27 protein-coding genes and 1 pseudogene are annotated in these 26,494 nt (G+C 62.7%); 14 read left to right on the top strand and 14 right to left on the bottom strand.

Annotation, left to right across the window (positions count from 1 at the left end):
- Positions 1 to 105: 105 nt before the first annotated feature.
- Together ACS4RS_RS02550 and ACS4RS_RS02545 are read left to right on the top strand one after the other, a co-directional pair.
- The gene (locus ACS4RS_RS02550) at positions 106 to 714 is read left to right on the top strand and encodes a cytochrome c oxidase assembly protein (RefSeq protein ID WP_439008856.1); all 609 of its coding nucleotides are present in this window, start codon (positions 106 to 108) and stop codon (positions 712 to 714) included.
- A 61-nt stretch (positions 715 to 775) separates the two neighbouring features.
- Entirely contained in the window at positions 776 to 1,654 is an 879-nt protein-coding gene (locus ACS4RS_RS02545) for a cytochrome c oxidase subunit 3 (protein WP_097624101.1), read from the top strand.
- Between the two features lie 344 nt (positions 1,655 to 1,998).
- On the opposite strand, the gene ACS4RS_RS02540 is transcribed toward ACS4RS_RS02545, so the two are convergent.
- Complete coding sequence (locus ACS4RS_RS02540; protein ID WP_439008857.1) at positions 1,999 to 2,640, bottom strand: chloramphenicol phosphotransferase CPT family protein; 642 nt, start codon at positions 2,638 to 2,640, stop codon at positions 1,999 to 2,001.
- Positions 2,641 to 2,772: 132 nt separating this feature from the next.
- Between ACS4RS_RS02540 and ACS4RS_RS02535 the strand changes: the two genes are divergently transcribed.
- From ACS4RS_RS02535 to rnhA, 5 genes are all read left to right on the top strand, one after another.
- The gene (locus ACS4RS_RS02535; protein WP_439008858.1) at positions 2,773 to 3,153 is read left to right on the top strand and encodes a DUF983 domain-containing protein; all 381 of its coding nucleotides are present in this window, start codon (positions 2,773 to 2,775) and stop codon (positions 3,151 to 3,153) included.
- The gene (locus tag ACS4RS_RS02530) at positions 3,146 to 3,901 is read left to right on the top strand and encodes an SURF1 family cytochrome oxidase biogenesis protein (RefSeq protein ID WP_439008859.1); all 756 of its coding nucleotides are present in this window, start codon (positions 3,146 to 3,148) and stop codon (positions 3,899 to 3,901) included. The genes ACS4RS_RS02535 and ACS4RS_RS02530 overlap by 8 nt, the downstream gene beginning before the upstream one ends.
- A gap of 243 nt (positions 3,902 to 4,144) precedes the next feature.
- Entirely contained in the window at positions 4,145 to 5,146 is a 1,002-nt protein-coding gene (gene ispH, locus ACS4RS_RS02525; protein ID WP_439008860.1) for a 4-hydroxy-3-methylbut-2-enyl diphosphate reductase, read from the top strand.
- Between the two features lie 80 nt (positions 5,147 to 5,226).
- Positions 5,227 to 6,192 carry a homoserine kinase gene (locus ACS4RS_RS02520; protein ID WP_439008861.1) on the top strand — a complete coding sequence of 322 codons (966 nt, stop codon included), beginning with the start codon at positions 5,227 to 5,229 and terminating at the stop codon, positions 6,190 to 6,192.
- The gene (gene rnhA, locus ACS4RS_RS02515; RefSeq protein WP_003588090.1) at positions 6,189 to 6,644 is read left to right on the top strand and encodes a ribonuclease HI; all 456 of its coding nucleotides are present in this window, start codon (positions 6,189 to 6,191) and stop codon (positions 6,642 to 6,644) included. The genes ACS4RS_RS02520 and rnhA overlap by 4 nt, the downstream gene beginning before the upstream one ends.
- A 228-nt stretch (positions 6,645 to 6,872) precedes the next feature.
- Here the strand turns inward: rnhA and ACS4RS_RS02510 are convergent, their stop codons facing one another.
- The 4 genes from ACS4RS_RS02510 to ACS4RS_RS02495 all read right to left on the bottom strand — a co-directional run bounded on the left by ACS4RS_RS02510 (position 6,873) and on the right by ACS4RS_RS02495 (position 9,837).
- Complete coding sequence (locus ACS4RS_RS02510; protein WP_449313860.1) at positions 6,873 to 7,382, bottom strand: NUDIX hydrolase; 510 nt, start codon at positions 7,380 to 7,382, stop codon at positions 6,873 to 6,875.
- Positions 7,383 to 7,767: 385 nt separating this feature from the next.
- Complete coding sequence (locus ACS4RS_RS02505) at positions 7,768 to 8,847, bottom strand: zinc-binding metallopeptidase family protein (RefSeq protein WP_449313859.1); 1,080 nt, start codon at positions 8,845 to 8,847, stop codon at positions 7,768 to 7,770.
- A gap of 92 nt (positions 8,848 to 8,939) precedes the next feature.
- A complete protein-coding gene (locus tag ACS4RS_RS02500; RefSeq protein ID WP_003584739.1) occupies positions 8,940 to 9,131 on the bottom strand; it encodes a CsbD family protein in 192 nt (63 codons plus the stop codon).
- A gap of 100 nt (positions 9,132 to 9,231) precedes the next feature.
- Positions 9,232 to 9,837 (bottom strand): YqgE/AlgH family protein, encoded by a 606-nt coding sequence (locus ACS4RS_RS02495; protein WP_003584741.1) that lies wholly within the window; start codon positions 9,835 to 9,837, stop codon positions 9,232 to 9,234.
- Positions 9,838 to 9,975: 138 nt separating this feature from the next.
- Here ACS4RS_RS02495 and ACS4RS_RS02490 point away from each other — a divergent pair, with 138 nt between their 5' ends.
- The 6 genes and pseudogenes from ACS4RS_RS02490 (at position 9,976) to ACS4RS_RS02465 (ending at position 14,667) form a co-directional block, all read left to right on the top strand.
- Entirely contained in the window at positions 9,976 to 10,815 is an 840-nt protein-coding gene (locus ACS4RS_RS02490) for a protein-disulfide reductase DsbD domain-containing protein (RefSeq protein WP_439008864.1), read from the top strand.
- A gap of 105 nt (positions 10,816 to 10,920) precedes the next feature.
- Positions 10,921 to 11,406, top strand: coding sequence for a peroxiredoxin (locus ACS4RS_RS02485; protein ID WP_439008865.1), 486 nt, complete (start codon positions 10,921 to 10,923; stop codon positions 11,404 to 11,406).
- A 600-nt stretch (positions 11,407 to 12,006) separates the two neighbouring features.
- Positions 12,007 to 12,135 carry a hypothetical protein gene (locus tag ACS4RS_RS02480; protein WP_439008866.1) on the top strand — a complete coding sequence of 43 codons (129 nt, stop codon included), beginning with the start codon at positions 12,007 to 12,009 and terminating at the stop codon, positions 12,133 to 12,135.
- Positions 12,132 to 12,881 carry a metal ABC transporter ATP-binding protein gene (locus ACS4RS_RS02475; protein ID WP_449313858.1) on the top strand — a complete coding sequence of 250 codons (750 nt, stop codon included), beginning with the start codon at positions 12,132 to 12,134 and terminating at the stop codon, positions 12,879 to 12,881. Before ACS4RS_RS02480 ends, ACS4RS_RS02475 begins: the two co-directional genes overlap by 4 nt.
- The gene (locus tag ACS4RS_RS02470) at positions 12,878 to 13,750 is read left to right on the top strand and encodes a metal ABC transporter permease (protein ID WP_439008868.1); all 873 of its coding nucleotides are present in this window, start codon (positions 12,878 to 12,880) and stop codon (positions 13,748 to 13,750) included. Before ACS4RS_RS02475 ends, ACS4RS_RS02470 begins: the two co-directional genes overlap by 4 nt.
- 16 nt (positions 13,751 to 13,766) lie before the next feature.
- Positions 13,767 to 14,667, top strand: a pseudogene (locus tag ACS4RS_RS02465) (metal ABC transporter solute-binding protein, Zn/Mn family).
- 33 nt (positions 14,668 to 14,700) lie between these two features.
- Here the strand turns inward: ACS4RS_RS02465 and ACS4RS_RS02460 are convergent.
- The 5 genes from ACS4RS_RS02460 to ACS4RS_RS02440 all read right to left on the bottom strand — a co-directional run bounded on the left by ACS4RS_RS02460 (position 14,701) and on the right by ACS4RS_RS02440 (position 19,515).
- Positions 14,701 to 15,009 carry a Dabb family protein gene (locus ACS4RS_RS02460; RefSeq protein ID WP_183697469.1) on the bottom strand — a complete coding sequence of 103 codons (309 nt, stop codon included), beginning with the start codon at positions 15,007 to 15,009 and terminating at the stop codon, positions 14,701 to 14,703.
- Positions 15,010 to 15,344: 335 nt separating this feature from the next.
- Positions 15,345 to 15,770 carry a hypothetical protein gene (locus tag ACS4RS_RS02455; RefSeq protein ID WP_439008870.1) on the bottom strand — a complete coding sequence of 142 codons (426 nt, stop codon included), beginning with the start codon at positions 15,768 to 15,770 and terminating at the stop codon, positions 15,345 to 15,347.
- Between the two features lie 135 nt (positions 15,771 to 15,905).
- Positions 15,906 to 17,066, bottom strand: coding sequence for an amidohydrolase (locus ACS4RS_RS02450; RefSeq protein ID WP_439008871.1), 1,161 nt, complete (start codon positions 17,064 to 17,066; stop codon positions 15,906 to 15,908).
- Positions 17,063 to 18,307 carry a Zn-dependent hydrolase gene (locus tag ACS4RS_RS02445; protein ID WP_439008872.1) on the bottom strand — a complete coding sequence of 415 codons (1,245 nt, stop codon included), beginning with the start codon at positions 18,305 to 18,307 and terminating at the stop codon, positions 17,063 to 17,065. The genes ACS4RS_RS02450 and ACS4RS_RS02445 overlap by 4 nt, the downstream gene beginning before the upstream one ends.
- Positions 18,304 to 19,515 (bottom strand): diaminopropionate ammonia-lyase, encoded by a 1,212-nt coding sequence (locus ACS4RS_RS02440; protein ID WP_439008873.1) that lies wholly within the window; start codon positions 19,513 to 19,515, stop codon positions 18,304 to 18,306. The genes ACS4RS_RS02445 and ACS4RS_RS02440 overlap by 4 nt, the downstream gene beginning before the upstream one ends.
- A gap of 105 nt (positions 19,516 to 19,620) precedes the next feature.
- Between ACS4RS_RS02440 and ACS4RS_RS02435 the strand changes: the two genes are divergently transcribed.
- Positions 19,621 to 20,103 carry an Lrp/AsnC ligand binding domain-containing protein gene (locus ACS4RS_RS02435; protein ID WP_439008874.1) on the top strand — a complete coding sequence of 161 codons (483 nt, stop codon included), beginning with the start codon at positions 19,621 to 19,623 and terminating at the stop codon, positions 20,101 to 20,103.
- A gap of 34 nt (positions 20,104 to 20,137) precedes the next feature.
- Here the strand turns inward: ACS4RS_RS02435 and ACS4RS_RS02430 are convergent, their stop codons facing one another.
- From ACS4RS_RS02430 to thrC, 4 genes are read right to left on the bottom strand one after another with little or no spacing between them, the layout of a single operon-like run.
- Positions 20,138 to 23,050 carry an EAL domain-containing protein gene (locus ACS4RS_RS02430; protein WP_439008875.1) on the bottom strand — a complete coding sequence of 971 codons (2,913 nt, stop codon included), beginning with the start codon at positions 23,048 to 23,050 and terminating at the stop codon, positions 20,138 to 20,140.
- Positions 23,047 to 23,661: a GNAT family N-acetyltransferase gene (locus ACS4RS_RS02425; protein WP_003588059.1), complete on the bottom strand. Its 615-nt coding sequence runs from the start codon at positions 23,659 to 23,661 to the stop codon at positions 23,047 to 23,049. The genes ACS4RS_RS02430 and ACS4RS_RS02425 overlap by 4 nt, the downstream gene beginning before the upstream one ends.
- A gap of 29 nt (positions 23,662 to 23,690) precedes the next feature.
- Positions 23,691 to 24,989 carry an insulinase family protein gene (locus tag ACS4RS_RS02420; protein ID WP_439008876.1) on the bottom strand — a complete coding sequence of 433 codons (1,299 nt, stop codon included), beginning with the start codon at positions 24,987 to 24,989 and terminating at the stop codon, positions 23,691 to 23,693.
- A 3-nt stretch (positions 24,990 to 24,992) separates the two neighbouring features.
- A complete protein-coding gene (gene thrC / locus ACS4RS_RS02415; RefSeq protein WP_439008877.1) occupies positions 24,993 to 26,417 on the bottom strand; it encodes a threonine synthase in 1,425 nt (474 codons plus the stop codon).
- Between the last annotated feature and the right edge of the window lie 77 nt (positions 26,418 to 26,494).

The raw sequence follows: 26,494 nt of genomic DNA, 5'->3' as shown, positions 1-26,494 counted from the left end.
TGAAGTCGCGCCGCAACCGCAACATCGCCCTCGGCCTGGTGCTGGCCGGCCTCGTGATCCTCTTTACGCGATCACCATCGTGAAGATCGGCGGGGGGATGGCCGGATGAGCGAAAACCCCGCCGCACCGAAGAAACCGGGCCGCAACAATGGCGCCGTCGTGATGATGTGCCTGAGCTTCGTTTTCGGCATGGGCGCGATGAGCTATGCCGCCGTGCCGCTCTACCGGATCTTCTGCCAGGTCACCGGCTATAACGGCACGACGCAGCGCGTCGACCAGGTGTCGAGCGTCGTGCTCGACCGCACGATGCGCGTCACCTTCGACGCCAATGTCGCGCCCGGGCTGCAATGGGACTTCAAGCCGGTCGAGCGCGAGGTCAATCCGAAGATCGGCGAAACGATCGAGGTCCATTTCACCGCCGAGAATCGCTCGAACGAGACGCAGCGCGGCCAGGCGGTTTTCAACGTCACGCCGGGTGAGGCGGGCGCATATTTCAACAAGGTACAATGTTTCTGCTTTACAGAAACGGACCTGAAGCCGGGCGAGAAGCTCGACATGCCGGTGGTGTTCTACATCGATCCGGAAATCGTCAAGGCCGCGGAGTCCAAGGATATCCACACGGTCACGCTGTCATATACGTTCTACCCGAAAGAGGGCCCGAAGCCGCTGGCTTCGAATGAGAGTGGAGCGGTAAAGAGTGAAAAGAAACTTTGATCAAGGCTCGTTTCCGGCTATGCCGGGAGCGGAGTGAAGGAAGACATCCGGGGATAGCTACATGGCCGATGCTCATCAGAAGAATCACGACTATCACATCATCGATCCGAGCCCGTGGCCGATTCTCGCCTCGCTCGGCGCCTTCATCATGGCGATCGGCGGCGTCTGCTATATGCGCTACCTGAGCGGCGGCTCCTTCAAGCTCGCCGGCGCCGAACTCGCCAATCCCTGGCTCTTCTACATCGGCTTCGCGCTGGTCCTCTACGTCATGTACGGCTGGTGGGCCGATACGGTGAAGGAAGCCCATGAGGGCGCCCACACCCGCGTCGTCTCGCTGCACCTGCGCTACGGCATGATCATGTTCATCGCTTCGGAAGTGATGTTCTTCGTCGCCTGGTTCTGGGCCTATTTCGACGCCAGCCTCTATCCGAACGAAGCAATCCAGGCCTCGCGCCTGCTCTATACCGGCGGCACCTGGCCGCCGAAGGGCATCGAGGTCCTCGATCCCTGGCACCTGCCGATCTACAACACCGTCATCCTGCTGCTGTCGGGCACGACGGTCACCTGGGCGCACCATGCGCTGCTGCACAACGACCGCAAGGGCCTGATCCAGGGCCTGACGCTGACGGTGCTGCTTGGCATTTTCTTCTCCAGCGTCCAGGCCTATGAATATGCCCACGCGCCCTTCGCCTTCAAGAATTCGATCTACGGCGCGACCTTCTTCATGGCGACCGGCTTCCACGGTTTCCACGTCCTCATCGGCACCATCTTTCTGCTGGTCTGCCTGATCCGGTCGCTGCGCGGCGATTTCACCCCGAAACAGCATTTCGGTTTCGAGGCGGCCGCCTGGTACTGGCACTTCGTCGACGTCGTTTGGCTGTTCCTGTTTTTCTGCATCTACGTCTGGGGCGGCTGGGGCGCGCCCGTCGCAGCCGGCTGATTGCAGCGATATTCAAACATAAGGCGGGCCTGGTGCCCGCCTTTTTTGTCTGTGGTCCCCCATGCTCGGTTCTCGTCAGTAGGGAACGGAGCGGTTGCGGCAAATCTCTTCTCCCCAGCGGGAAGAAGGTGCCGGCAGGCGGATGAGGGGGCTACACGGTACCACGCCCGTAACCGCCTATCCCAGTAAGCGAGACAATTCTGGCGCGGTCGAACCTCCGCAACGTTTGGAAAGACCTGTTTCTGCGGCCCCCTCATCCGCCCTACGGGCACCTTCTCCCCGCTGGGGAGAAGGGGAGTCGATAAGCCGCGGCATGCCTTTGCCCATTTGGGCCTCGCTCCTTCTCAGCGCCCGCCCGCGATCCGGTCGAAAGCCGAGGGCTCGGGAATGCCGAGATCCAGCCGCTGGCGGATCGCCTCGGCGCATTCGAGCGTGGTGAGCACCGACGTATCGACTTCCATGTCATAGATGCCCGGCCGGTGCACCTCGTCCTGCCAGCGCTGCACCGGCTCCGGCACAGGCGTCTCCCCGGTGGCGCGGAGATACAGTGTCTCCCGGCCCTCCTGCTTGAATTCCCGCCGCTGCATGATCGTCTCGATCGGACAGCGCACCCCGACGAACAGCACGGAAAAGCCGTCCAGGCGCCGGGCACAGTCGGCGAGAATGCCGAGCGGCTGCGAGTAGCTGTCATGATGGCCGAGATCGGCCACCACATTGAGGCCAAATCCCGCATGGATGGCGATCGATTCATAAAGGGCCGCATAGAGGAACGGCACTAGCTCCTCCAGATCCGGCCGCTCGCCGCCCGGCCTCAGGCCGATGCCGGGCAGGTAGCGCTTCGGTGTCATGGCATTGTAGTTGTCGACGCCGAGGTTGATCCACGGCCCCTCGAATTCGTCCTGGATTGCGCGGGCAATGCTGGATTTGCCGCTTCTGGGCGCACCGTTCAAAATAATGATCTGGCCGGCATGGTTGTCATTGGTCATCAGTCTTCTTCTTCTGTTTGGCGCGAATCACTGAGACGAAACCGCGCAGGCATTTCCATTCGGGATGCGAATACTTTATGGGAGAGTTAAGGCAGCATGGAATGCAGAGAAGGAATGGCCAGAAGGAATGATATGAACGAAGACAGCGCCCATTATCCACCCGTCGATCCGGTCAAGACAGGCATCAAAGGCTGCTGTCCACGCTGCGGTCAGGGCAAGCTGTTCGACGGTCTGCTCGGGGTCAAGCCGCGCTGCGCCTCCTGCGGCCTCGATTATTCCTTCGCCGATGCCGGCGACGGGCCGGCCGTCTTCGTCATCCTCATCGTCGGCTTCATCGTCATCGGCATGGTGCTGTGGCTGCAGGTGAATTACGGGCCGCCGATCTGGGTGCATATCCTGCTCTTTGGTCCGCTGACCATTATCCTGTCGCTACTAACGCTGCGCTGGTTCAAAGGCATCCTGATCGCCATGCAATACCGCCACAATGCCCGCGAAGGACGCCTGAGTGACTGAAATAGAGCATGCCATGCTGCGGCGCCGGCTGCCCGTCATCACCGGCATCCTGGTGCTGATCGCCCTTGCCATCCTGATTTCGCTCGGCACCTGGCAGGTGGAACGTCTCCACTGGAAAGAAGGCCTGCTCGCCGATATCGCCGCGCGGCAAGTGGCCGCCCCCGTGCCGCTTGCCGATATCGAGGCGATGGCGGCAACCGGCGGCGATATCGAATACCGCAAAGTCACCGCCACCGGCCGCTATATCAACAACAAGGAGCGCCACTTCTTCGCCACCTGGCGCGGCCAGACCGGCTTCTACGTCTATACGCCCCTGGAGCTTGCCGACGGGCGCGTGCTCTTCGTCAATCGCGGCTTCGTTCCCTATGAGAACAAGGAGCCGGAAATGCGCATGCAGGGCCAGTTGACCGATCAGCAGACCGTCACCGGTCTCGCCCGCGAAAAACTTCCCGGCAAACCCTCCTGGGTGGTGCCCGACAACGACGTCGCCAAGAATATCTTCTACTGGAAGGATCTCGACGTCATGGCCGAAAGCGTCGGGCTGGAGAAGGCTCGCGTCATTCCGTTTTTCGTCGATGCCGACTCCACCCCCAATCCGGCCGGCCTGCCGATCGGCGGCGTCACCCAGGTGGCCCTGCCGAACGACCATCTGCAATATGCCTTCACCTGGTATGGGCTGGCCGCCGTGCTCGTTGCCGTGGTGGGGATCTCCTGGTTTCGCAAGCCGGGCAAGCAGCCGGCGCAATAGTATCGCTTCAATTTCCAGCTATATTGGGCTAGAGGTCCCTAGTCCCATGCGCGGGACGCTGCTGTTGAAGTTGGACGTTGCCAAGTTCTCCCTCATTCCTGTGCTCGTCACAGGAATCCAGTGCGCCCAAGTCCTTGGGCGCGGAAGATGGGCTTGGATGTCTGCAGTCACTCACGGCGCCGACGCGCCGTGGCTGGATTCCTGTGACGAGCACAGGAATGAGGAACTATTGACGGAACAGACATGAATATTGCGGCGAAACCTCCCTTGACGATCAGGCTCTGCGGGCCGCGCGGCTTCTGCGCCGGCGTCGACCGCGCCATCCAGATCGTCGTGCTGGCGCTGAAATCCTATGGCGCGCCTGTCTATGTGCGCCACGAGATCGTCCACAATCGCTATGTCGTCGAGGGGCTGGAGGCCAAGGGCGCCGTCTTCGTCGAGGAACTGGACGAAATCCCGGCCGAGCATCGCGCCCAGCCGGTGGTCTTCTCGGCCCATGGCGTGCCGAAATCCGTGCCGGAGGATGCGGCAAGCCGCAACCTCTTCTATCTCGATGCCACCTGCCCGCTGGTCTCCAAAGTCCACAAGCAGGCGATGCGCCACAACCGCCTCGGCCGCCATGTCGTCCTGATCGGCCATGCCGGCCACCCCGAAGTGATCGGCACGATGGGGCAGCTGCCCGAGGGTTCGGTGTCGCTGATCGAGACGATCGAGGATGCCGATGCCTATATTCCCGTCGACGCCGACAATCTCGGTTACGTCACCCAGACGACGCTGTCGGTCGATGATACCGCCGGCGTCATCGCCCGCCTGCAGGAGCGTTTTCCCAATCTGACGGCGCCGGCCGCCGACTCGATCTGTTATGCGACGACCAACCGCCAGGAAGTGGTGAAGCAGGCGGCTCCCGGCTGCGATCTCTTCATCATCGTCGGCGCGCCGAATTCCTCCAATTCAAAGCGGCTCGTCGAAGTGGCGCTGAGGGCAGGGGCGAAGAAATCGATCCTGGTGCAGCGCGCCGCCGAACTCGACTGGGACGAGATCGGCGCGATTTCGACGCTCGGCCTTTCCGCCGGCGCCTCCGCCCCCGAGGTCATCGTCAACGAGATCATCGAGGCGTTCCGCGCCAGGTTCGACGCCCGCGTCGAGCTGGCCGAAACGGTGCAGGAAACCGAGAATTTCCTGGTCAACCGCGAATTGCGGAGCATCGAGCTGACGGCGGCCGACATGGCCTTCGTCAACGGCTGATCCCCAGACGGAAACCCTTTCGACGCCGGATGGTCGATCCGGCGGCCCAATAACAGCAATGCATGAAGGCGAGACCTCACTTGGCAGTCTATACCGATATCGCCGAAGACGATCTGAAGTGGTTCCTGACGGAGTATGACGCTGGCACGCTGCTCTCCTACAAAGGCATCGCCGAGGGCGTCGAAAACTCCAATTTCCTGCTGCATACGTCGAAGGACCCGCTGATCCTGACGCTCTATGAGAAGCGCGTGGAAAAGACCGATCTGCCGTTCTTCCTCGGCCTGATGCAGCATCTTTCCGCCCGCGGCCTTTCCTGCCCGCTGCCGCTGCCGCGCCGCGACGGCGCGCTGCTCGGCTCGCTCTCCGGCCGCCCGGCGGCGCTGATCTCCTTCCTCGAAGGCATGTGGCTGCGGAAGCCGGAGGCCAAACATTGCCGCGAAGTCGGCCGGGCGCTGGCCGAAATGCATGTCGCCGGCGATGGTTTCGAACTGAAGCGCCCGAACGCGCTGTCGATCGACGGCTGGCAAACGCTCTGGGAGAAATCCGAGGCGCGCGCCGGCGAGGTCGAGGCCGGCCTGCAGGACGAGATCCGCGGCGAACTCGATTTCCTCGCCGGCGCCTGGCCGAAGAGCCTGCCGGCCGGCGTCATCCACGCCGACCTCTTCCCGGACAACGTCTTCTTTCTCGGTGACGCGCTTTCCGGGCTGATCGATTTCTATTTCGCCTGCAACGACCTGCTCGCCTATGACGTCTCGATCTGCCTGAATGCCTGGTGTTTCGAAAAGGACGGCGCCTATAACATCACCAAGGGCACGGCGATGCTCGAGGGTTACCAGAGCGTGCGCCCGCTGAGCGGCGAAGAGATTGCCGCCCTGCCGGTGCTGTCGCGCGGTTCGGCGCTGCGCTTCTTCCTGACGCGGCTCTATGACTGGCTGACGACGCCTGAGGGCGCCATGGTCACCAAGAAGGACCCGCTCGAATATCTCCGCAAGCTGCGCTTCCACCGCCAGATCAAATCGCCGGCCGAATACGGATTGAGCCTATGAAACACGTCGATATCTTTACCGACGGCGCCTGCTCCGGCAATCCCGGCCCCGGCGGCTGGGGCGCCGTGCTGCGCTATGGCGACGTCGAAAAGGAGCTTTGCGGCGGCGAGGCGGATACGACCAACAACCGCATGGAACTGCTGGCGGCGATCTCCGCCCTGCAGGCCTTGAAGAGCCCCTGCGAGGTCGACCTCTACACCGACAGCGCCTACGTCAAAGACGGCATCTCCAAGTGGATTTTCGGCTGGAAGAAAAACGGCTGGAAGACCGCCGACAAGAAGCCGGTAAAAAATGCCGAACTCTGGCAGGCACTCGAAGAAGCCCGCAACCGCCACACGGTGACGCTGCACTGGGTCAAGGGCCACGCCGGCCACCCGGAAAACGAACGCGCCGATGAACTTGCACGCCGGGGCATGGAGCCTTTCAAGAAGGGCAAGGCGGTTTCGTTTTAGGCGGATAGGCGTTGCGCCTATGCTTTAAGCCTGCCCCTCACCCTAACCCTCTCCCCGTAAACGGGGCGAGGGGACGTGCCACGCGAGACGTTGGCGAGGGACCGAGAGGTCGCGGCATGCCTCCTTCGCCCCGCAAGCGGGGAGAAGGTGCCGGCAGGCGGATGAGGGGCAGGCGGCAATCTCCCTGGGTTGAGGATTTAACCGGGCAGGCAGCGGTCTAAGGTGACTTCATCGGGCCGCCATATCACGCCGCACTAGATGCTGGACGCCGTCTGGCTTCGTCTCGATGAGGTCACGCAGGGGCATCGGTTGCAAATTGAACCGATCGAGCACGTCTCTGCTTGGCAAAGTCCAGCAAAATTCCAGATCGGCGGCGCCGTCGCGGATACGGTGGACGATAGCGCTTTCATGGAAAGGCAGGGCGTTCGAAAGCTCCGCCTCATAGTAGAAACCGACTTCATGCACCCTTCGTCCCGCCAATTCGAAAAAGTTTTCGATGACGAAGCGCAGCGGCCCGACCGTGGCCGTGCAGCCGATCTCTTCTTCGATTTCGCGCGCGAGCGTTTCCGCGCCTGCTTCATGAAACTCCACGCGTCCGCCGGGCAGGACCCAGAAGCTGTCGCCTACGACCCGGTGGATGAGGATATGCCCATTGGCGCGGATCAATGCACCGGCCCGCAATTGGAAGCGGGAATTGCTGGCATCCAGCACGATCATGGTTCGGGCGGCATCGTCCATGGTTCTGTGTCCTCCGGGGTTAAACGCCAAAGGGCCTATCTCGGGCTTTGAAGGCAGACAATGGGTGGGATTGCATTTCCCCTTGCTCCCTTGAGCTTCTGACGGGCAAACGACGAATGCGGCGTTGCCACGATTCACCTTCTCCCCGGCGGGGAGAAGGTGCCGGCAGGCAGATGAGGGGGTGAGCGGCAGAGCCGCGAATGCGCTGAGCGCGAGCGAAGGGCAATCATGAAACTGTTGTCGTGCGGCCCCCTCATCCGACCCTTCGGGCCACCGACCGGGGTTGAGCCACGGGTCTCAACCCGTCCTTCGAACCCCCGCTGGGAAGAAGAGGGAGCAAGCCGCGACCCGCGGCGTGCACCGCACGAAGTGCCTCTGACCTCTCTCATCCCCCGCTACGACGCCGCAGCAGCCCCTGGATCAGCCGGTGCAGATATTCGAGCTTTGCAACGACGGGCGAGGACAGCACGAAGGGGTAGGAGTCCGGCTGGCCCATGCTGCGCTGGATGGCGTTGATTGCCAGGCTGAGCGGCACCCAGGCGCTGACCAGCTGTTCGGCGCTGGTTGCCCGGTAGGGGAGGAAATCCACTTCGCCGGCGATTTCCTCGTGGCCGCGCGGATCGATGGCGATGCCGAAGGCGCGGGCGGTTTCGAGTGTGTCGACGATATGGAGGTAATGGGCGAAACATTCGGCGAAATCCTCCCAGGGGTGGGAGGCCGCATAGGCGCTGATGAAATTGTCCTGCCATCCCAAGGGGGCGCCGCCGGCATAGTGGTTTTGCAGGGCCGCCGCATAATCCTGCCGTTCGTCGCCGAAGACGGCGCGGAATTCCGCCAGGCCGTCGCGGTCGCGCACCAGCTTGTTCCAGATGAAGTGGCCGGTCTCGTGCCGGAAATGGCCGAGCAGGGTGCGGTAGGGTTCGTTCATCGAACTGCGCGCCTGCTCGCGCGTGGCATCGTCGGCCTCTGCGGCGCGGATGGTGATCAGGCCCTCCTCATGGCCGGTCATCGCCGGCACGACATAACCGTTGCTCTCGATCGAATCCTCGAGGAAATCGAAGACCAGGCCACCTTCAGGATCCTGCACCCGATCGGGATGCGGCAGCCTCCAGCGCAACAGCGAATAGAAAAGATGACGCTGCGCCTGGCTGATGCGCCGCCAGCGATCGATGCCGTTCTGGGTATCGGTGTTCGGAACCAGCCGGTTATGGCGGCAGGCAACGCAGAATTCGCTTTCGCTATCGCCGTCCACCAGCCAGTTGCAGATGTCCAGGCCGGCATTGGCGCAGAAGCGGACGTCGCGCTCGGGATTGGAAACAAGCTGCCAGAGCGTCTCGTCGCGCGGCTCCAGCGCATGCATGGCGAGATCACCCGGCCGGAAGCCGAGCCGATGGTTGCAGCGCACGCAATGGCGGTTGTCGAAGTGGACGACCTGATCACAGTTGTCGCAGGCGAAGAGCTTCATCTTATGTCCCTGACATGAGGGTGGGCGGATTAAAAAATGCCTGCCGCGCGAGGGGCGCAGCAGGCATGGTTCCTAACGGATGAGCTTGTGGCTCAGAGCCGGTCGACAGCGCCCTTGAGCTTGTCCTTGACCTTGCCGGTTGCGACCTGGCCCTTGCCTTTGGCTTCCTGAACGGCGCCCTTGGCTTGCATTTCGCGATCATCGGCGGCTTTGCCGACGGCCTGTTTGGTCTTGCCGGCAATTTCGTTTGCCTTGCCTGAGATCTTGTCGCTGGTGCTACCCATATGTGATGTCTCCTTCGTCAAGCATGGGCCTCTTGCCCGTGTTTGCCGAAATGAAACGTCAGCCGGCGCAATTCGTTCCAGCTTTATCAGGCCAGCTTAATCAGGCATGGCCGGCTTCGGCCGAAAGCATGGCGGCGGTCACGCCCATGCCGGCCAGCGCCCGCTCGTATTTGTCGTCGAGGCTGCGATCGAAGATCAGTTCCTCATTGGCCGGGCAGGTGAGCCAGCCATTGTTGACGACCTCGTTTTCGAGCTGGCCGGCCGACCAGGAAGAATAACCGAGCAGCATCGTCGCGCGCGTCGGCCCATCGCCCTTGGAGATGGCGCGCACGATGTCGAGCGTCGCCGTCAGGCAGATATCGTCGCTCACGGGGATCGAGGAGTCGCTGGAATAATCGTCCGAATGCAGCACGAAGCCGCGGCCGCTTTCCACCGGCCCGCCGGTCTGGATCGGGAAGTCGCGGGCGCGCTGCGGCAGCACGATCGAATCTTCCTGCTTGATCATGTCGAGATGCAGCAGCACATCGGTGAAGGTGAGGCTCTGCGGGCGATTGATGACGAAGCCCATGGCGCCGGCATCCGAATGAGCGCAGATATAGATCACCGTGCGCGCAAAATTGCGGTCTTCGATGCCCGGCATGGCGATGAGGAACTGGCCATCGAAGAAGCCGCGTTCCCGTCTGTTCTTCAGCGTCGATAAGGACATTGTTCCTCCTGCTGCCAACCGCACCGAGGCTTGACAAGAGAAACATGGGCCAATGTCACACATCAATCAACCAAAAATGAAGATTTAAATCGCTGCGACTTCTGGCGGCCAAACATCAGTTTCGGTAAACCATTGTCCATGATCATTATTTCTTCCGTGCCGCGCCGGCTTTTAATTGCGCTGATCTCAGTGGGCGCGGCCTTCGCCGCCCATCGTTCGGCCCACGCGGAGATGAGCGCCTGGACGGAGAACGAAGGTGGCCGCATGCGCCTGGTGGCACTCGCGCCCGATGCCGCCGGCAAAATCCGCGCCGCGCTGCAGATCGAGCCGAAACCCGGCTGGATCACCTATTGGAAAGAGCCCGGAAACAGCGGCATTCCGCCCCAGTTCACTATCGCTCCGGGCAGCGCTGTCACGCTCGATGCCATCGCCTATCCCGTCCCGAAGCATTTTTTCAACGGGGCAATCGAAGATATTGCCTATGACGCGCCGGTGACGCTGCCCCTGTCGCTGAACGCCGCAGGCAAAGGTCCGGTCGAGATCGACGCCACGGCCTTCATCGGCATCTGCAAAGACATCTGCATTCCCTTCCAGGCGAATTTTCAGCTGAAGCTCAGCCCCGCCCTCCAGTCCCGGCCGCAGGAAGAGGCGATCCTTGCGGCGGCCGATGCGACGCTGCCGAAGCCGCCAACGGCCGAGTTCGGCGTGACCGCGCATGCGATATCGCCCGATCAAAAGACGCTGTCGCTCGCGCTGGCCTTGCCGGGCGAAGGCAAGAGCGCGCCCGATATTATCGTCACCGGCCCGAGCGGCTATGCCTTCACCAAGCAGATCGGCGGCAAACGCGACGGTGGCGCCTTCAAGGTCGATGTCGCCATCGGCAAGCTGCCGAAGGGCTACGACATATCGGGAAAACGCTGGGATGTGCTGGTCATTGACGGCGGGAAGGCGATGGAGACCACGCTTGCCTTTGACTGACCGGGACCTATAGTCGGCTCGACCGCTGCGGCGCCGGCCGCCACCAGGCCAAAACCCAAAAGCCGAAATTCCCAAACCCAAAAGCCGAAATTCAAGGAGAAAACCATGACCATCGCAATCGGCGACAAGCTTCCTGCCGCCACCTTCAAAGAAAAAACGGCCGACGGCCCGGTCGAAATCACCACCGAACAGCTGTTTTCCGGCAAGCGCGTCGTGCTCTTCGCCGTGCCGGGCGCCTTCACCCCCACCTGCTCGCTGAACCATCTGCCGGGTTACCTCGAAAACCGCGACACCATCCTCGGCAAGGGCGTCGACGACATCGCCGTCATCGCCGTCAACGACTGGCACGTCATGGGCGCCTGGGCGCAATCCTCCGGCGGCATGGGCAAGATCCACTTCCTCGCCGATTGGGACGCCGCATTCACCAAGGCCGTCGGCCTCGACGCCGACCTCTCCGCCGGCGGCCTCGGTCTCCGCTCCAAGCGCTATTCGATGCTGGTGGAAGACGGCGTGGTCAAAGCCCTCAACGTCGAGGAAAGCCCCGGCCAGGCAACGGTTTCGGGTGCGGCTGCGATGCTGGAACTGCTCTGAGCGTTTGAACAAATCTGCCCTAACCCTCTCGCCCGTAAAAACGGGGAGAGGGACGTGCCCCGAGAGACGCCGGTGAGGGATGGAGAGCTTGCCGCATATCCCCTTCGCCCCGCGAGCGGGGGTCGAAGGACGGGTCGAGACCCGTGGCTCGACCCGGTTGGTGGCGGCAGCCGGATGAGGGGCGCGCACCGACGGTGAGTTTGGCAGAACCGCTCCCCCAATCTCCGTCATCCCAGGCCTCCGAGCTTGGGATCCACGCCCGGTGCAGATCGAGGGCGGGGTGGGTCCTCGGGTCAAGCCCGAAGAGGACGGAGGGTGGGGTGGCTTTGGGAGCAAGAATAGCGACGTCTGGCGGACGCGAGCGTCCCGTCGGTCGCTTTCGCTAGCGTCCAGCACGCTAGGGCCTGATCGCGAGTGCAATGTCGCTGGGGGGCGACGCCGCATCGACAGGTTCAACCTCTACTGCGATCATACGCCAAACGCGGCCCTGCAGCACTTGGCCGTCAAATGGCCGCACCTCCCTGTCCAGCGAAGCCTCGCCTCAATCTTGCCGCAATCGTTATAACATAACAGTAATGTTATTACATTGTAGGATGATCCATGCCACCGAGCCCCGACCGCCCCTCCGTCACTCTTCTGGGACAGTCGGCATTATTTAGGGTGGTCGCCATCTCCCTCGTCGTCGCCGTCCTCTGGCTGGCAATCCACTGGGCGGTTCTGCTGCCATGACGCCGGTGATCCGTATCGACAATCTGACCGTCGCCTATAACCGGCACCCCGCCATCCATCACGTCTCCGGCGCCTTTGCGAAGGGCAGCCTGACGGCGATTGCCGGGCCGAATGGGGCTGGTAAGTCGACGCTGTTGAAGGCGATCATGGGCGAGCTTCGGCCGGCCGAGGGCAGGGTCGAGCATCGGTTGGGGCGGGCGGAGTTCGGTTACCTCCCGCAGGCGGCCGAGATCGACCGGCGTTTTCCGATCTCGGTCATCGACACCGTCATGCTCGGCGCATGGAAGACGGCAGGAGCCTTCGGTCGCGTCGCGCCCGGCGAGATGAAAAGGGCAGGCGAGGCGCTATCCGCCGTCGGCCTTGAAGGTTTCGGAAAACGCCATGTCGGATCGCTGTCGGCCGGGCAGTTCCAGCGTGTGCTCTTTGCCCGCCTGTTGCTGCAGGATGCCGGCATTATCCTGCTCGACGAACCGTTTACCGCAATCGATGCCCGCACCACCAGGGACCTCATCGATATCGTCAGCCGCTGGCATGGCGAGGGCCGCACTGTCATCGCCGTGCTGCATGATTTCGAGCTGGTGCGGGCGCATTTCCCCGAGACCCTGCTGCTTGCCCGCGAACTCGTGGGATGGGGGCCGACCGCCGACGTCATGTCGTCAGTCAATCTGCTGAAGGCCCGCGCCATGGCCGAGCGCTGGGACGAGGATGCCGAGGCTTGCGGCCCCGAGCAGGTGCCGGCGGCATGACGGTCTACGATCTCTTCCTCGCGCCCTTTGCCGATTTCGGTTTCATGCGTCGCGCGCTCGTCGCCTGCCTCTGCCTCGGGCTCGGCTCCGGGCCGATCGGCGTCTTCCTGATGCTCAGGCGCATGAGCCTGATGGGCGATGCCATGAGCCATGCGGTGCTGCCGGGGGCGGCGATCGGTTACCTCGTCGCCGGCTCCCTGTCGCTGACGGCGATGGGGCTCGGCGGCCTCATTGCCGGCCTGTCGGTCGCGCTGCTTTCCGGCGCCGTCAGCCGGATGACCGTGCTGCAGGAGGATGCAAGTTTTGCCAGCTTCTATCTCGCATCGCTGGCGCTCGGCGTGCTGATCGTCTCGCTGCGCGGCTCCAATATCGATCTGCTGCACGTGCTCTTCGGCACCATCCTGGCGATCGATGCTCCGGCGCTCTATCTGATCGGCGCGATCACCTCGCTGACCCTCGTCACCCTTGCAATCATCTACCGGCCGCTGGTGGCCGAATGTTTCGATCCCGGCTTCGTGCGCGCCGTCGGCGGGCGCGGGCCGGTCTATCATGTGCTCTTCCTGCTGCTGGTGGTGTTGAACCTCGTCGCCAGCTTCCAGGCGCTCGGCACGCTGATGGCGGTCGGCCTGATGATGCTGCCGGCGGCCATCGCCCAGCTCTGGTCGCGCAGTCTAGCCGTAATGATGGCGATTGCTGCCGCCAGTGCCGCGGCCTCCGGCTATCTCGGCCTGATCGCCTCCTATCATCTGGAACTTGCCTCCGGCCCGACGATCATCATGACGGCAGCTGTGATTTACGCCTTTTCCATTCTCTTCGCGCCCTCGGGCATTGCCCGGCGCTTTTTTCCCCGCCCGCATCTGAAGGGCTGATCCCAAGGAGACTTCGATGACTTCGCACAGACTGCTTCTCTCCGCAGCAATCCCCGCTTTGATGGCGCTGTCGGCCATGCCGGCCTCCGCCGAAACGCTGAAGGTTGTGGCCTCCTTCACCGTGCTTGCCGATGTCGTCAAACAAGTCGGCGGCGACCATGTAAAGGTGACGAGCCTCGTCGGGCCGAACGGCGACCCCCACGAATTCGAGCCGTCGCCTGTTGACGCCAAGAATTTGAACGCGGCTGAGGTGACCTTCGTCAGCGGCGAAGGCCTGGAGGGCTGGATGGACCGGCTGATCACCGCCTCGGGCTACAAGGGCAAGCCGGTGACGGTCTCCGAAGGCATCGATACCCGCACCATGGAAGAGGATGGCGCGGAGATTACCGATCCGCATGTCTGGAACAGCCCTGAGAACGTCAAGATCTGGGTCGCCAATATCGAAAAGGCGCTGTCTTCAGCCGATCCCGCCGATGCCGCTGCCTTCAAGGCCAATGCCGAGAAATACACCAGGACGTTGGACGAATTGAACGCCTATGCCCACGCAAAATTCGACAAGGTCGCCGATGACCGCCGCAAGGTGCTGACCAGTCATGATGCCTTCGGCTATTTCGGCCGCGAATATAATGTCACCTTCCTCGCCCCGCCTCGGCCTCTCCACCGAAAGCGAGGCCTCGGCCGCCGACGTCGCCAAGCTGATCGGGCAGATCAAGAGCGAGCACGTGAAGGCCTATTTCTTCGAGAATTCCAACGACCCGCGCCTGGTCAAACAAGTGGCCAAGGCAACCGGCGCCGAGCCCGGCGGCGAGCTCTATGTCGAATCGCTCTCCGACGCCAAGGGACCGGCGCCGACCTATGAAAAGATGTTCCGCTACAATGTCGACCAGCTCGCCGCGGCCATGGCGAAATCGAGCTGATAATCTCGGGGCGCTGCGGGTTCGCCCGCAGTCTCACAGATTGAGGTCGAAGACCAGGATGCCGGCGAGGCCTCCGTCCGTCGACGAGACGATGCGCTCGCCGACGGTCACGTGCTCGGGATGGATGAGATAGGCGTCGCGGGCCTCGGGGCTTTCAAAGGTCACGGCAAAGCCGTCGACAAAGCCGCCATGCAGGCCCTCGGGCGAAACGTTCGGCCCGTATTTGATATCCAATATGCCGGGAATGACCTGTTTCAGGGCGGCGATCGCCGCAAATAGCGACTGCTTCTCGTCTCCAGTCATTGCGGTCTTCAGCCGCAGGAATACGCAGTGCAGGATCATCAGTAAGCCTCCCGATTTTTTGTGTCGGCAGAATAGCCGCGAAAGCCGGGAGGGCAATGGCATTTATTTTCACGCAGACGTTGCTGCGTGAGGCTGGCTTTTTTGCCTGGATCGCTGCCGGCGACCCGCTGCTGCGGAACATGGCGCCGCCCAGGCCGAAGCGGCGACGACGGCTGCGAGGGTTTCCGTTTCCTGGGTAGGCCCTTGTCTTGCGGCTGTCGTCTTCCTCGACCATGGCGGCGTTCTTCTGGGTGACCTTGTCCATCAGGTCGGCGGCGTCGGAAACTTCCCGCAGGCTGGTTGCAGGCCGATTACGCAGGATTGGCCAAACAGGACTACATCTGATCGGTTGTGATCATCGACCGCTTGTAGATCTTCCGAACGAGATCGCTGGACAAGGCGCGGGCCTCATCTTTCTCCGCCGCCGTCATCGGCCGGCAGGTGTTCCTGAGGTTGGAACCGTCAAGCACTGTCGCAGCACCCGAATTGGCGATCACGAGGTGCCAGCTGCAGGAAGCGACCCTGTCGATGGCGACGGCGCCATGGCAGCCTGTGGACAGGCAGAAGGCGACAGTCACCTGGGCGCCATGATCGCCCTTATGCGCCAGCTCCATGGCCGTGTTGAAATCCTTGACCCAGCGTTCGCAGTGTTTCTGCTTTTCGCCCGGCGGGCAACTCTTGGTAATGGGAGTGAGTTCGCCGGCCTGAAGCGGCGAAACGAAAAAAACACCCAAGGAGAGGGTGAGCAGAAACTTGAGCATGAGATTTTCCTTGTGCAAGCGATGAGAGGCGCACATCGCAGGCCGTTGGTCAATGGTTTGGCGGAGGCGGTTGCAAATGCCCTTATTCATTCGCGTAAAGCGCTGCTAAATCCGAACCCCGGCCGCGCCTGCTCCTCAGCTTGCGTTCAACCGCCGACGCACGATGCTTGCGTGGAAATTGGCGCCGTGGATCAGTCCGGCATCGTTGAAATCGTAATTCGGATTGTGAAGCGGCGCGGAATCTTCGCCGTTGCCGAGGAAGACGAAGCAGCCGGGGACATGGTCGAGGAAGCGCGCGAAGTCTTCCGATCCGGTCATCGGCTCGCGCCGGACCTTGACGTTCTCGGACGGGAAGACGCTGCGGGCTGCGGCAAAGGCTTCCTCGGCCAGGGCGGCATCGTTGAGCAGGGGAACGAATTCTCTCGTATAGTTCACCTCGGCCGAGACATTGTGGGCAAGCGCGGTGCCTTCGGCGATGCGGCGCATCTGCTTTTCGATCGCCGCGCTGACCTCGGGGCGGAAGCTGCGGGCATCGCCGAGGATGCGGGCCAGCCCGGGCAGGGCGTTGCGCGTGCCGTCGGTCAGAAGCTCGGTGACGGAGACGACGCCGATATCGGTCGGATCGAGCCGCCGGGAAACGATGGTCTGGAGGTTCGTCACCAATGCGCAGGCAGCGACCAGGACTTCGTTGCCGGAGTGCGGACGCGCGGCGTGTCCGCCGACGCCCTTGAGCACGATCTCGAAATTATCCTCAGCCGACATAATCGCACCGGCACGGGTCTCAAAAACGCCGACCGGAAGGCCCGGTATATTATGCAGGCCGTAGATTTCGTCGAAGGGAAAGCGCGTCATCAGCCCATCGTCGAGCATCGCCAAGGCGCCTTTGCCCCATTCCTCGGCCGGCTGAAAGATGAAGCGGACCGTGCCGTCGAAATTGCCCTCTTCCGACAGTATCCTCGCGGCGCCAAGCAGCATCGCCGTATGGCCGTCATGACCGCAGGCATGCATCACGCCGGCGGTCTGCGATCGATAGGGCCGATCGCCCTGTTCGGCAATCCTCAGGGCATCCATATCGGCGCGCAGCGCGATGGAACGGTTGCCGCCGCCACGCCGGAGCGTTCCGACAACCCCTGTGCCGCCGACACCTTCGACAACCTCGTCGAGCCCGAACTCCCGCAGTTTTTGGGCGACGAAGGTCGCCGTCCGCTTCTCGTCGAAGCCGAATTCGGGATGGCTGTGAAGGTCGCGCCTCCAGGCGGTCATGTCCTGTTCCAGCTTCCGGCTGTCGATGCTCATCTCGGCAGTTCCCCTGTCGCAAGTCCGCAAACGACGTCGAGAAGGATATTCGCCCCCGCGACAAGCTCCGTGTCGGATGTGAATTCCTTCGGATTGTGACTGATGCCGCCGCGGCTCGGCACGAAGATCATCGCACCAGGCGCGATGCGGGCAATCATCTGGGCGTCATGGCCGGCGCCCGATGTCATCCGCTTGCATGCCAGGCCGCGATCCCTGGCGGCCACCTCGATCAGGCGAACGATCGCCTGATCGAACTTGACCGGCTCGAAGCGTGCCAGCCGTTCGACCGATACGCCGACCCCTTCCTCGGCCGAAAGCAGTTCGAGGAATGCAGCGAGCGCGGTTTCCTCTTGCTTCAGCCGGTCTTCGTCCGGATCGCGAAGATCGACCGTCAACGTCGCGCGTGAAGGAATGACATTGATGGCGTTCGGCTCAAAAGCAAAGCAGCCGACGGTCGCGACCGTCGGGGTGTTCGACGCCTTGGCGCGGTCGCGCAGAAAGGTGATGACGCGGGCAGCCGCGTAGCCGGCGTCGCGGCGCATCGAGATCGGTGTCGTGCCGGCATGGTTGGCGTCGCCGTCGATGGTCACCTTCTGCCAGGAAATACCCTGCAGGTCCTGGACTGCGCCGAGCGGCACACCCTCCCTCTCAAGAACAGGGCCCTGCTCGATATGCAGCTCGACATAGGCATGCGGCGTCATGAAGCCGGGCGCCTGGGGGCCGGCATAGCCGATCCGCGCCAGTTCGTCGCCGAGCACCGTACCGTCAGTGCCCACCGTCTTGAGTGCTGCGGTGACATCGAGGCCTCCGGAATAGACCAGCGACCCCATCATATCGGGTGCATAGCGCACACCTTCCTCATTGGCGAAGGCGGCAACGACAATGGGGTGCCGCGGTTCGAACCCTTGGCTTTTCAGCGTCTGGATCACTTCGAGGCCAGCCAGCACGCCATAACATCCATCATAGATGCCGGCGTCGATCACCGTGTCGATGTGGGAGCCGATCATCACCGGCTTCTCCCCGCCACCTGTGCCATTCCAGATACCGAAAATATTGCCGATCCGGTCGACCGCAACCTCCAGCCCGGCGTCCTCGAGCCAGGAGACGAACCGATCACGCCCAAGCTTTTCGGTATCGGACGCCGCCAAGCGGACAAGCCTTCCCTCGGCATCGCGGCCGATCGTGCCGAGCTCGGCGATGCGTCCGAGCAGACGCGCGGAATCGATCGAGCGATGGCTCATGCTGAAGCTCCAGTCTTGTCTTTCCGGGCGACCGCGGCCGGTGACAGCCCGACGATCTCTTCATACTTGCCGGCGTCGGTCGCGCCTTCGGTGTTGACCAGGAAGATGCGGGAATACCGGTCGAGAGACAATGCTTGCTTGATCTCGGGATCGCCGATGGCGCGGATCAGCCCGGCAAGCCCGACCCCGCCACTTTCGCCGGCGACAATTGCCGGGTCGTTTCCAGCCGGATCGGCAAGCCGCTTCATCACCGCGATCGCCTCGTTTTCCTCCACGGTCATGAATGCGTCCGCGACACGCGAGAGAATCCGCCAGGCGACGAGTGAAGGTTCGTAACATTCGAGCATCGCCATCACGGTCGGCTCGCCATGGGCAACGGTCACCAGATGTCCGGCTCGCGCCGTTTCGAACAGGCAGGCGGCGCGGGCGGGATCGACCACTGTGAAGGTCGGGCGTTCGTCGCCGAAGGCGATGGCCATATGGCCTGCGACGGTCGCAGCGATCCCCCCGACGCCGGCCTGAATGAAGACATGGGTGGGCGGCTGCTTCATTGCCCTCAGCGCCTCCCGGACAAGGGCGGTGTAGCCCTGCATCACTAGCCCGGGAATACGCTCATAACCCGGCCATGAGGTGTCCGAGACGATCGTCCACCCCTTCTCCCCGGCAATGCGGGCCGCCTCGCGAACGGAATCGTCATAGGTTCCGTCCACACGGATCATCTCGGCGCCGAAGCGGGCGATGGCGGCGACGCGTTCGTCGCTGACGCCGGCATGCACGAAGATCGCCGCGCGGGCGCCGACCAGCTGCGCACCCTGTGCAACCGACCGGCCGTGATTGCCGTCGGTGGCGCAGGTGACGGTCATCGTCTCGGCCACCTCTCGGACATCGGAAGAATGCAATTCGGAGACATCGACGGCACGGCCGAGCCTATGTGCCGCTTCCTCGAGGACGAGCCGGATCACGGCATAGGCACCGCCAAGCGCCTTGAAGCTTCCAAGGCCGAGCCGGTGGCCTTCATCCTTCATGTGGATTGCGGCGACACCGAGTTCGGCTGCCAGCGCCGGCAAGGCCACGAGCGGCGTTTCCGCATGGTTTTCCCGGAATGTCAGGTGGCGCTCGACCGCGTCTGCCGCCTCCATGCCGAGCATTTCGGCGTCCCATGGGTCGAGGGGCTGACGGTAGTCGGCATTGGTGTTCAGCAGAAACATGAGCGCCTCGTTTGCGTTGTTCTGCTGAAACATATTGCAGGCGAGGCGAAAAAGGCGCTGTATTTCGGGCTTCGTTTTGCAATTTTGTTTCGTTGGAGCCTCGTTTTGAGCCGGCCGGTAAAATCTCCCTTGGATGCTTTCGATCACAAAATCCTGGCGATCCTGCAAAGGGACAATATGACGCCGCAACGGACGATCGGCGAAGCCGTCGGCCTGTCCGCGCCCGCCGTCCAACGCCGGATCAAACGGATGACCGAGGACGGGGTCATCCGGGCAAATGTCGCCGTTCTCGACCCCACTGCACTTGGCCAATCGATCACCATCTTCGTCGAGGTGGAGGTTATCAGCGAAACGGCAAAACAGATCGAACAGGCCAAAAGCCAGTTCGCGGCCGCGCCTGAAATCCAGCAGTGCTACTACGTCACCGGCGAGGCGGATTTCATTCTGGTCATCGTCGTCCCCTCAATGGCCGACTACGAGGCGCTGACACGGCGGCTGTTTTTCGGCAATAACAACGTCAAGCGCTTCCGGACATTCGTCGCGATGGATCGGGTGAAGGTGGGCTTAAGCGTTCCCATCGCGAGCTGAGAGCGGCCGCCGTCAGTCCGCTCCAATTCTCCGCTCAAGCCCGCTTCGTCAGCGGAAAGCGCTCCCGCAGCAGCCGCAGCACCGATTCCGAGGCGATCGGCGGGCCGAACAGATAGCTCTGCCCGTAGCTGCAGCCCATCTTGGCGAGTTCGATCGCATCCTCGTTGGATTCGATCCCCTCGGCCACCACCTTCATTTCGAGTTCGCGCGCCATTGCGATCACCGATCGGAGCACGGTCGCCTTCTTGTCGCTGTCGTCGCGCACCAGGGCCTTGTCGAGCTTGATCATGTCGAAGGGAAAGCGGGTGAGATAGGCAAGCGACGAATAGCCGGTGCCGAAATCGTCTAGCGCCAGGCCGATGCCGGCTTCCTTCAGCTTCAGCAGCACGAGACGGGCCTGTTCCGGATTTTCCATCACCATGGACTCGGTCAGTTCGAGCTTCAGGCGCGAGGGTTGGCAATGCGTCTTGGCAAGAACCGAGCGCACATCGTCATAGAGCTCGTTGTTGAGCAACTGCACACTCGACAGATTGATCGACACGAAGATCGGCAGTTCGCCGGTCTGGTTCTGCCAGCTCATCAGATCGTTGGTTGCCTGTTCCAGCGCGAACATGCCGAGTGGGCCGATGAGATCGGAGCTTTCGGCGATCGGGATGAATTCGGATGGCGGGATATTGCCGCGCTTGGGATGTTCCCAGCGCATCAGTGCCTCGAAGCCGGCGACCTCGACATCTTCAAGCCGGGCGATCGGCTGGTAGACCATCGACAATTCCTTGCGCTCGATGGCGCGGCGCAGATCGGTTTCGAGCTGCAGTCGGTCGGTACCGAAGTCGCGGAAGGCCGGCTGGAACGGCTCGACGCGGTTGCCGCCGGCCCGTTTTGCCCGGTACATCGCCAGCTCGGCGTCGCTGAGCAGGCCGGTGGCGCTCTCCTGCCGGTCGACCCAGGAGGTCAACCCGATCGAGGCCGTCAGGATGATCTCGCGGTTGGCGAAGTTGATCGGCACCATGATCGCCTTGCTGATCGCATCGGCGAAATCGGCGACCTTGGCCGGATTGTGCTCGGACACCAGGATGAGGCCGAACTGGTCGCCGGCAAGCCGCGCCAGCGTGTCCTGCGGCTTCAAAAGCCGGCGCAGGCGTCGGGTCAGCGCGATGAGGATATTGTCGCCGGCCGCGACTCCGAGCGCATCGTTGACCAGCTTGTAGCGGTCGATGTCGATCACCATCACGGTCGGCTTAAGCGTGTCGCCGCCCGGCGCCAGCGCCAGCACCGCCTGCAGTCGGTCGAGGAACACCTGCCGGTTCGGCAGGCCGGTCAGATTGTCGTGCAGCGCATCATGCAGCAGCCGCTCGACGGAATTCTTCTGCTCGGTTACGTCGACGATCGTGCCGACGCAGCGAATGATCTCGCCATTGGAGCCGAGCACCGGCCGGGCGCGGATCAGCAGCCAGTGGAAATGCCCGTCCTCGGCGCGGATGCGGAACTCGTGGTTCAGCCGGCCGCGGCGGTGTTCGAGCAGCACATCGAGCGTGGCGCGGAAGCGGTCGCGATCATCCGGGTGCAGCCGCGGCAGCCAGTTGCGCGCCGCCCCATGCATGGTGCCCGGCGATAGGCCGAGCTTGGTTGAGACGTCGGGAATGGTGACGACGCGGTCGCGCGCCACGTCCCAATCCCACACCATGTCGCCGGATCCGGTCAGCGCCAGCGATTGCCGCTCGAGATCGGAAAACAGCCCCTGCTGGAAAGCGCCGCCAGCAAAGGCGTGCTGCATGACGGTGAAACCAATCAACAGCACGATCAGCACCAGGCCGCCACCGAGCGCCGGCTGGATGATATCGTTGTCGAGCCGCCCAGTGACCGTCAGCCACGCGCCGAACAGCCAGACGAGCGTCAGCGCCCAGGCCGGCACCAAAAGGATGGCGCGGTCGTAGCGGTTGAAACCGAGATAGACGATCAGCAAGAGCCCGGTCGCCGCCGTCAGCGCGAAGGAGAGCCTGGCGATGCCGGCGGCAATCGACGGATCGTAGATCGCCACGCCGAAGAGCAGGGCAAGGCCGAGCACCCAGGCAAGGGTGGCGTAGCCGAGATGCGCATGCCAGCGATTGAGGTTGAGATAGGTAAAGAGGAAGATGACGAAACTGGAGGCGAGCGCCACCTCAGCGCAGGCGCGCCATATTCGCTGGTCGGCCGAAGCGACGCTGATCAGCTTGCCGAGAAAACCGAAGTCGACGCAGATATAACCGAGCACCGCCCAGGCGAGTGCGGCCGTTGCCGGCAGCATCGAGGTGCCCTTGACGACGAAGAGGATGGTCAGGAACACCGCGAGCAGGCCGGCAATGCCGAGCACGATGCCGCGATAGAGCGTGAAGGCGTTGATCGTGTCCTTGTAGGCGTTCGGTTCCCAGAGATAGATCTGCGGCAGCTCCGGCGTCGACAGCTCGGCGACGAAGGTGATGACGGCGCCGGGGTTCAGCGTGATGCGGAAGACGTCGGCCTCGTCGCTCGGCTGCCGATCGAGCGCAAAACCCTCGCTCGGCGTGATGGCGCTGATGCGCTGTGAGCCGAGATCCGGCCAGAACAGCTTGGAATTGACCAGGCGGAAATGCGGCGCGACGATGACGCGCTCCAGCTGTTCTTCCGAAACATTGGCAAGTGCAAACACCGCCCAGTCGCCCTGGTGATTTTCCGAGCTTGCCCTGACCTCGATGCGGCGGCGGATACCGTCGGCGCCGGCGGCCGTCGAAACCTGAAAGGCCTCACCCTGGTTGACGTAGATTTCGGTCGTCGCGGTCAGGTCGAGCGCGGTATCGTCACGGGAAATCTTCACCGGTTCGGCCGCCTGGGCAGCGCCCGCCGCCAAGGCGAAGGCCGCCAGGAAAAGGGCTGCGATCACCGCGATCAATCGTCCGGACGGTGATTTGGGCAGCATGCGGTCTCTGGTCATCGGCTGTCGGTTTTCCTGCCTTTATCCGTATCGGTGGCGAGACGTGAGAACATCACATGGTCATGCCACTGACCGTTGATCTTCAAGTATCCGCGCAGATAACCTTCCTGCTGAAACCCGGCCTTTTCAAGCAGGCGGATGCTGCGCGCGTTATCTGGAATACAGGCTGCTTCGATACGGTGCAACTCAAGCCCGGTGAAGATATAAGGAATAACCATTTGCAGGGCGGCGAACATATGCCCCTGGCCGGCATGGCGCTCGCCCATCCAGTATCCGATCATGCAGCTTTGTGCCGCGCCCCGCCTGATGTAACCGATGGTGATGCCGCCGACGAGCGTGTGGTTTTCCTTGAGGAAAATGAACAGCGGAATGGCCTGGCCCGAGGCATATTCCTGCTTGCCGCGGATGACACGGGCGCGGTAGGCGCCCTCGGTCAGCTCGTCGCGCCGCCAGGTCGGCTCCCAGGGTTCCAGGAACTTGCGGCTTTCGGCGCGCAGCCGGTGCCACTGGTTGAAATCCTGGTAGCGCGGCAGGCGCAGGAGGTATCTGTCGTTTTCCAGCTCGACCGCATCCGGCTGCCGTGACAGAAACCGAAACACCGATTTTGGCATCGATCACTCCCGGCAGGACGAACGCCGGCTCAACGGCCGGCTTGCATCGTCTTCGGTGCCGGGACCGAAAGCGAAGCGGTGATGTCTTCCATTGGCGCGAGCTGTTCCAGCGGACCGATCGCCGAAAGCGTCGGCACCGTGTCGTAGAACAGCCGGCCGGCGAGATCCGTCAGCCGCTCGATGGTGATGCCCTCAAGCCGCTCCATCATCTCGGTATTGGAGATCGGCCGGCCGTAAAGCATCATCTGCCTGGCGATCTGGCCGGCGCGCGATGCCGGGCTTTCCTGGCCCATCAGCAACTGGGCGCGGATCTGGGCGCGGGCGCGCTCGATTTCCTTCTGGTGGATCTGATCGGCGGATTTGTGCAGCTCGTCGATGATGACGGGCACCAGCTCCGGCAGGTTTTCGCCGCCGGTCGCGGCATGAATGCCGAAGATGCCGGTGTCGGAAAAACCCCAGTGGAAGGCATAGACCGAATAACAGAGACCGCGGAACTCGCGCACCTCCTGGAACAGCCGCGAGGACATGCCGCCACCGAGGATATTGGCGAGGATCTGCGAACAGTAGAAATCGCGGGCATGGTAGGGCTTGCCCTCGAAACCGAGCAGGATCTGCGCATCCATCAGGTCGCGCGGTTCGCGCACGCTGCCGCCGATATAACGCGCCGCTTCCATGACCGGCGGTGCCGAAGGCTCGCTCGGCAGGCTGGCGAAACGATCCTCGACCATGCGCAGGAATTCGTCATGCTCGACGGCGCCGGTGGCGACGACGAACATGCGGTCGGTCGTGTAATTGCGGCCGAGATAGGCGCGGATCTGCTGCGGGGTGAAGGAGACGACGGTCTCCGGCGTGCCGAGGATGGCCCGGCCGAGCGTCTGGTCGCGATAGGCGACCTCGGAAAACCGGTCGAACACCACGTCGTCGGGCGTGTCGTTGGCGGCGTTGATCTCCTGCAGGATCACCTGCTTTTCACGCTCCAGCTCCTCCTCCTCGAAGGCCGATTCCGTCAGGATGTCGGCGAGAATATCGACGGCGAGCGGCACGTGATCTTTCAGCACGCGGGCGTAGTAGGAGGTCGTCTCGGTCGAAGTGGCGGCGTTGACCTCGCCACCTACATCCTCGATTTCTTCGGCGATCTGGCGGGCGCTGCGGCGTCCCGTTCCCTTGAAGGCCATGTGTTCGAGCAGGTGGGCGATGCCGTGTTCGTCTGCCGTCTCGTTACGCGATCCCGATTTGATCCAGACTCCGAGCGCAACGCTTTCCAGGTGCGGCATGGTTTCTGTCACTACTGTCAGCCCGGATTTCAGCCGGGTGCACTCAACTGTCATTGGCTATCTTTCTGCGCCTGCCGTCGTCTTGCCGCGGGCGTGTTTGCCGATAAAGGTCTCTACGGCTTTCAGCTCCGGTTCGATGATCTGGAAGCGCTCCTCCCTGTGCATCAGATCAGCAAGCCACGTCGGAAGCGCCGGGTCAATACCGCAGGCCGATTTTACGGCGGCGGGGAATTTCGCCGGATGCGCGGTCGAAAGCGTCACCATCGGCGTGTTCGGCTTTTCGTGCTTCCTGGCGACGAAGACGCCGATCGCCGAATGCGGATCGAGCAGATAGCCGGTCTCGGCATGGGTCGTGCGGATCGTCTCGGCCACTTGTTTCTCGCTGGCGCGGCCGGCCCGGAAGTCGCGGCGGATTGCCTTCAGCGCTTGTGGGCCGATCTCGAAGCCATTGGATTGTTTGAGGCTTTCCATGGCCGCGCGCACCTTCGAGGCATCGCGCCCATAGGCTTCGAACAGCAGCCGTTCGAAATTCGACGAGATCTGGATATCCATCGACGGCGAACTCGTCGCCTTGACCGCCTTCATGTCGTAGCGGCCGGCCTTCAGCGTCCGCGCCAGAATGTCGTTTTCGTTGGTGGCAATCACCAGCCGGTCGATCGGCAGGCCCATGCGCTTGGCGCAGTAGCCGGCGAAGATGTCGCCGAAATTGCCCGTCGGCACCGTAAACGAGATCTTCCGGTCCGGCCCGCCCAAGGCCACGGCGGTGGTGAAATAATAAACGATCTGGGCCATGATGCGCGCCCAGTTGATCGAGTTGACGCCGGATAGATTGACCTTGTCGCGGAACGCCGCGTCGTTGAACATCGCCTTCACCAGATTCTGGCAATCGTCGAAATTACCCTCGACGGCGAGCGCATGCACATTGGCGGCCGTCGACGTCGTCATCTGCCGCTGCTGCACCGGCGAGACCTTGCCATGCGGGAAGAGGATGAAGATGTCGGTGCGCTCGCGCCCCGCAAAGGCGTCGATCGCCGCCCCGCCGGTATCGCCGGAGGTGGCGCCGACAATCGTCGCCCGCTCGCCGCGCTTCTCAAGCGCATAGTCCATCAGCCGTGCCAGCAACTGCATCGCCACATCCTTGAAGGCGAGTGTCGTGCCGTGGAACAGCTCCATGACGAAGCTGTTCGGCCCGGTCTGGATGAGCGGCGCGATCGCCGGATGGCGGAAGGTGCCGTAGGCCTCGTCGATCATCGCCCGGAAGGTCGCCTCGGGGATCTCGCCTTTGGTGAAGGGCGAAAGAATGGTGAAGGCGATTTCCTGATAAGTCTTGCCCCTCAGCGCGCGGATCTCCTTCTTCGAAAATTGCGGCCATTCACGGGGAACATAGAGCCCGCCATCGCGCGCCAGGCCCGTCAGCAGGGCATCGCAAAAGCCGAGGGCAGGGGCCTCGCCGCGGGTCGAGATATAGTCCACCTTGGTCATCCTTGATCTATCACTGGAAGAAATCCGGCAGGGCCGGGCCTTGGCTCGCGCAGCCGGAAACCGGCGTGGGGCCGCCT

Source organism: Rhizobium sp. F40D2 (assembly GCF_051810745.2).
Lineage (GTDB): Bacteria > Pseudomonadota > Alphaproteobacteria > Rhizobiales > Rhizobiaceae > Rhizobium.
Note: the sequence above shows the minus strand (reverse complement) of the source record. Positions and strands in the feature narration are given on the sequence as shown.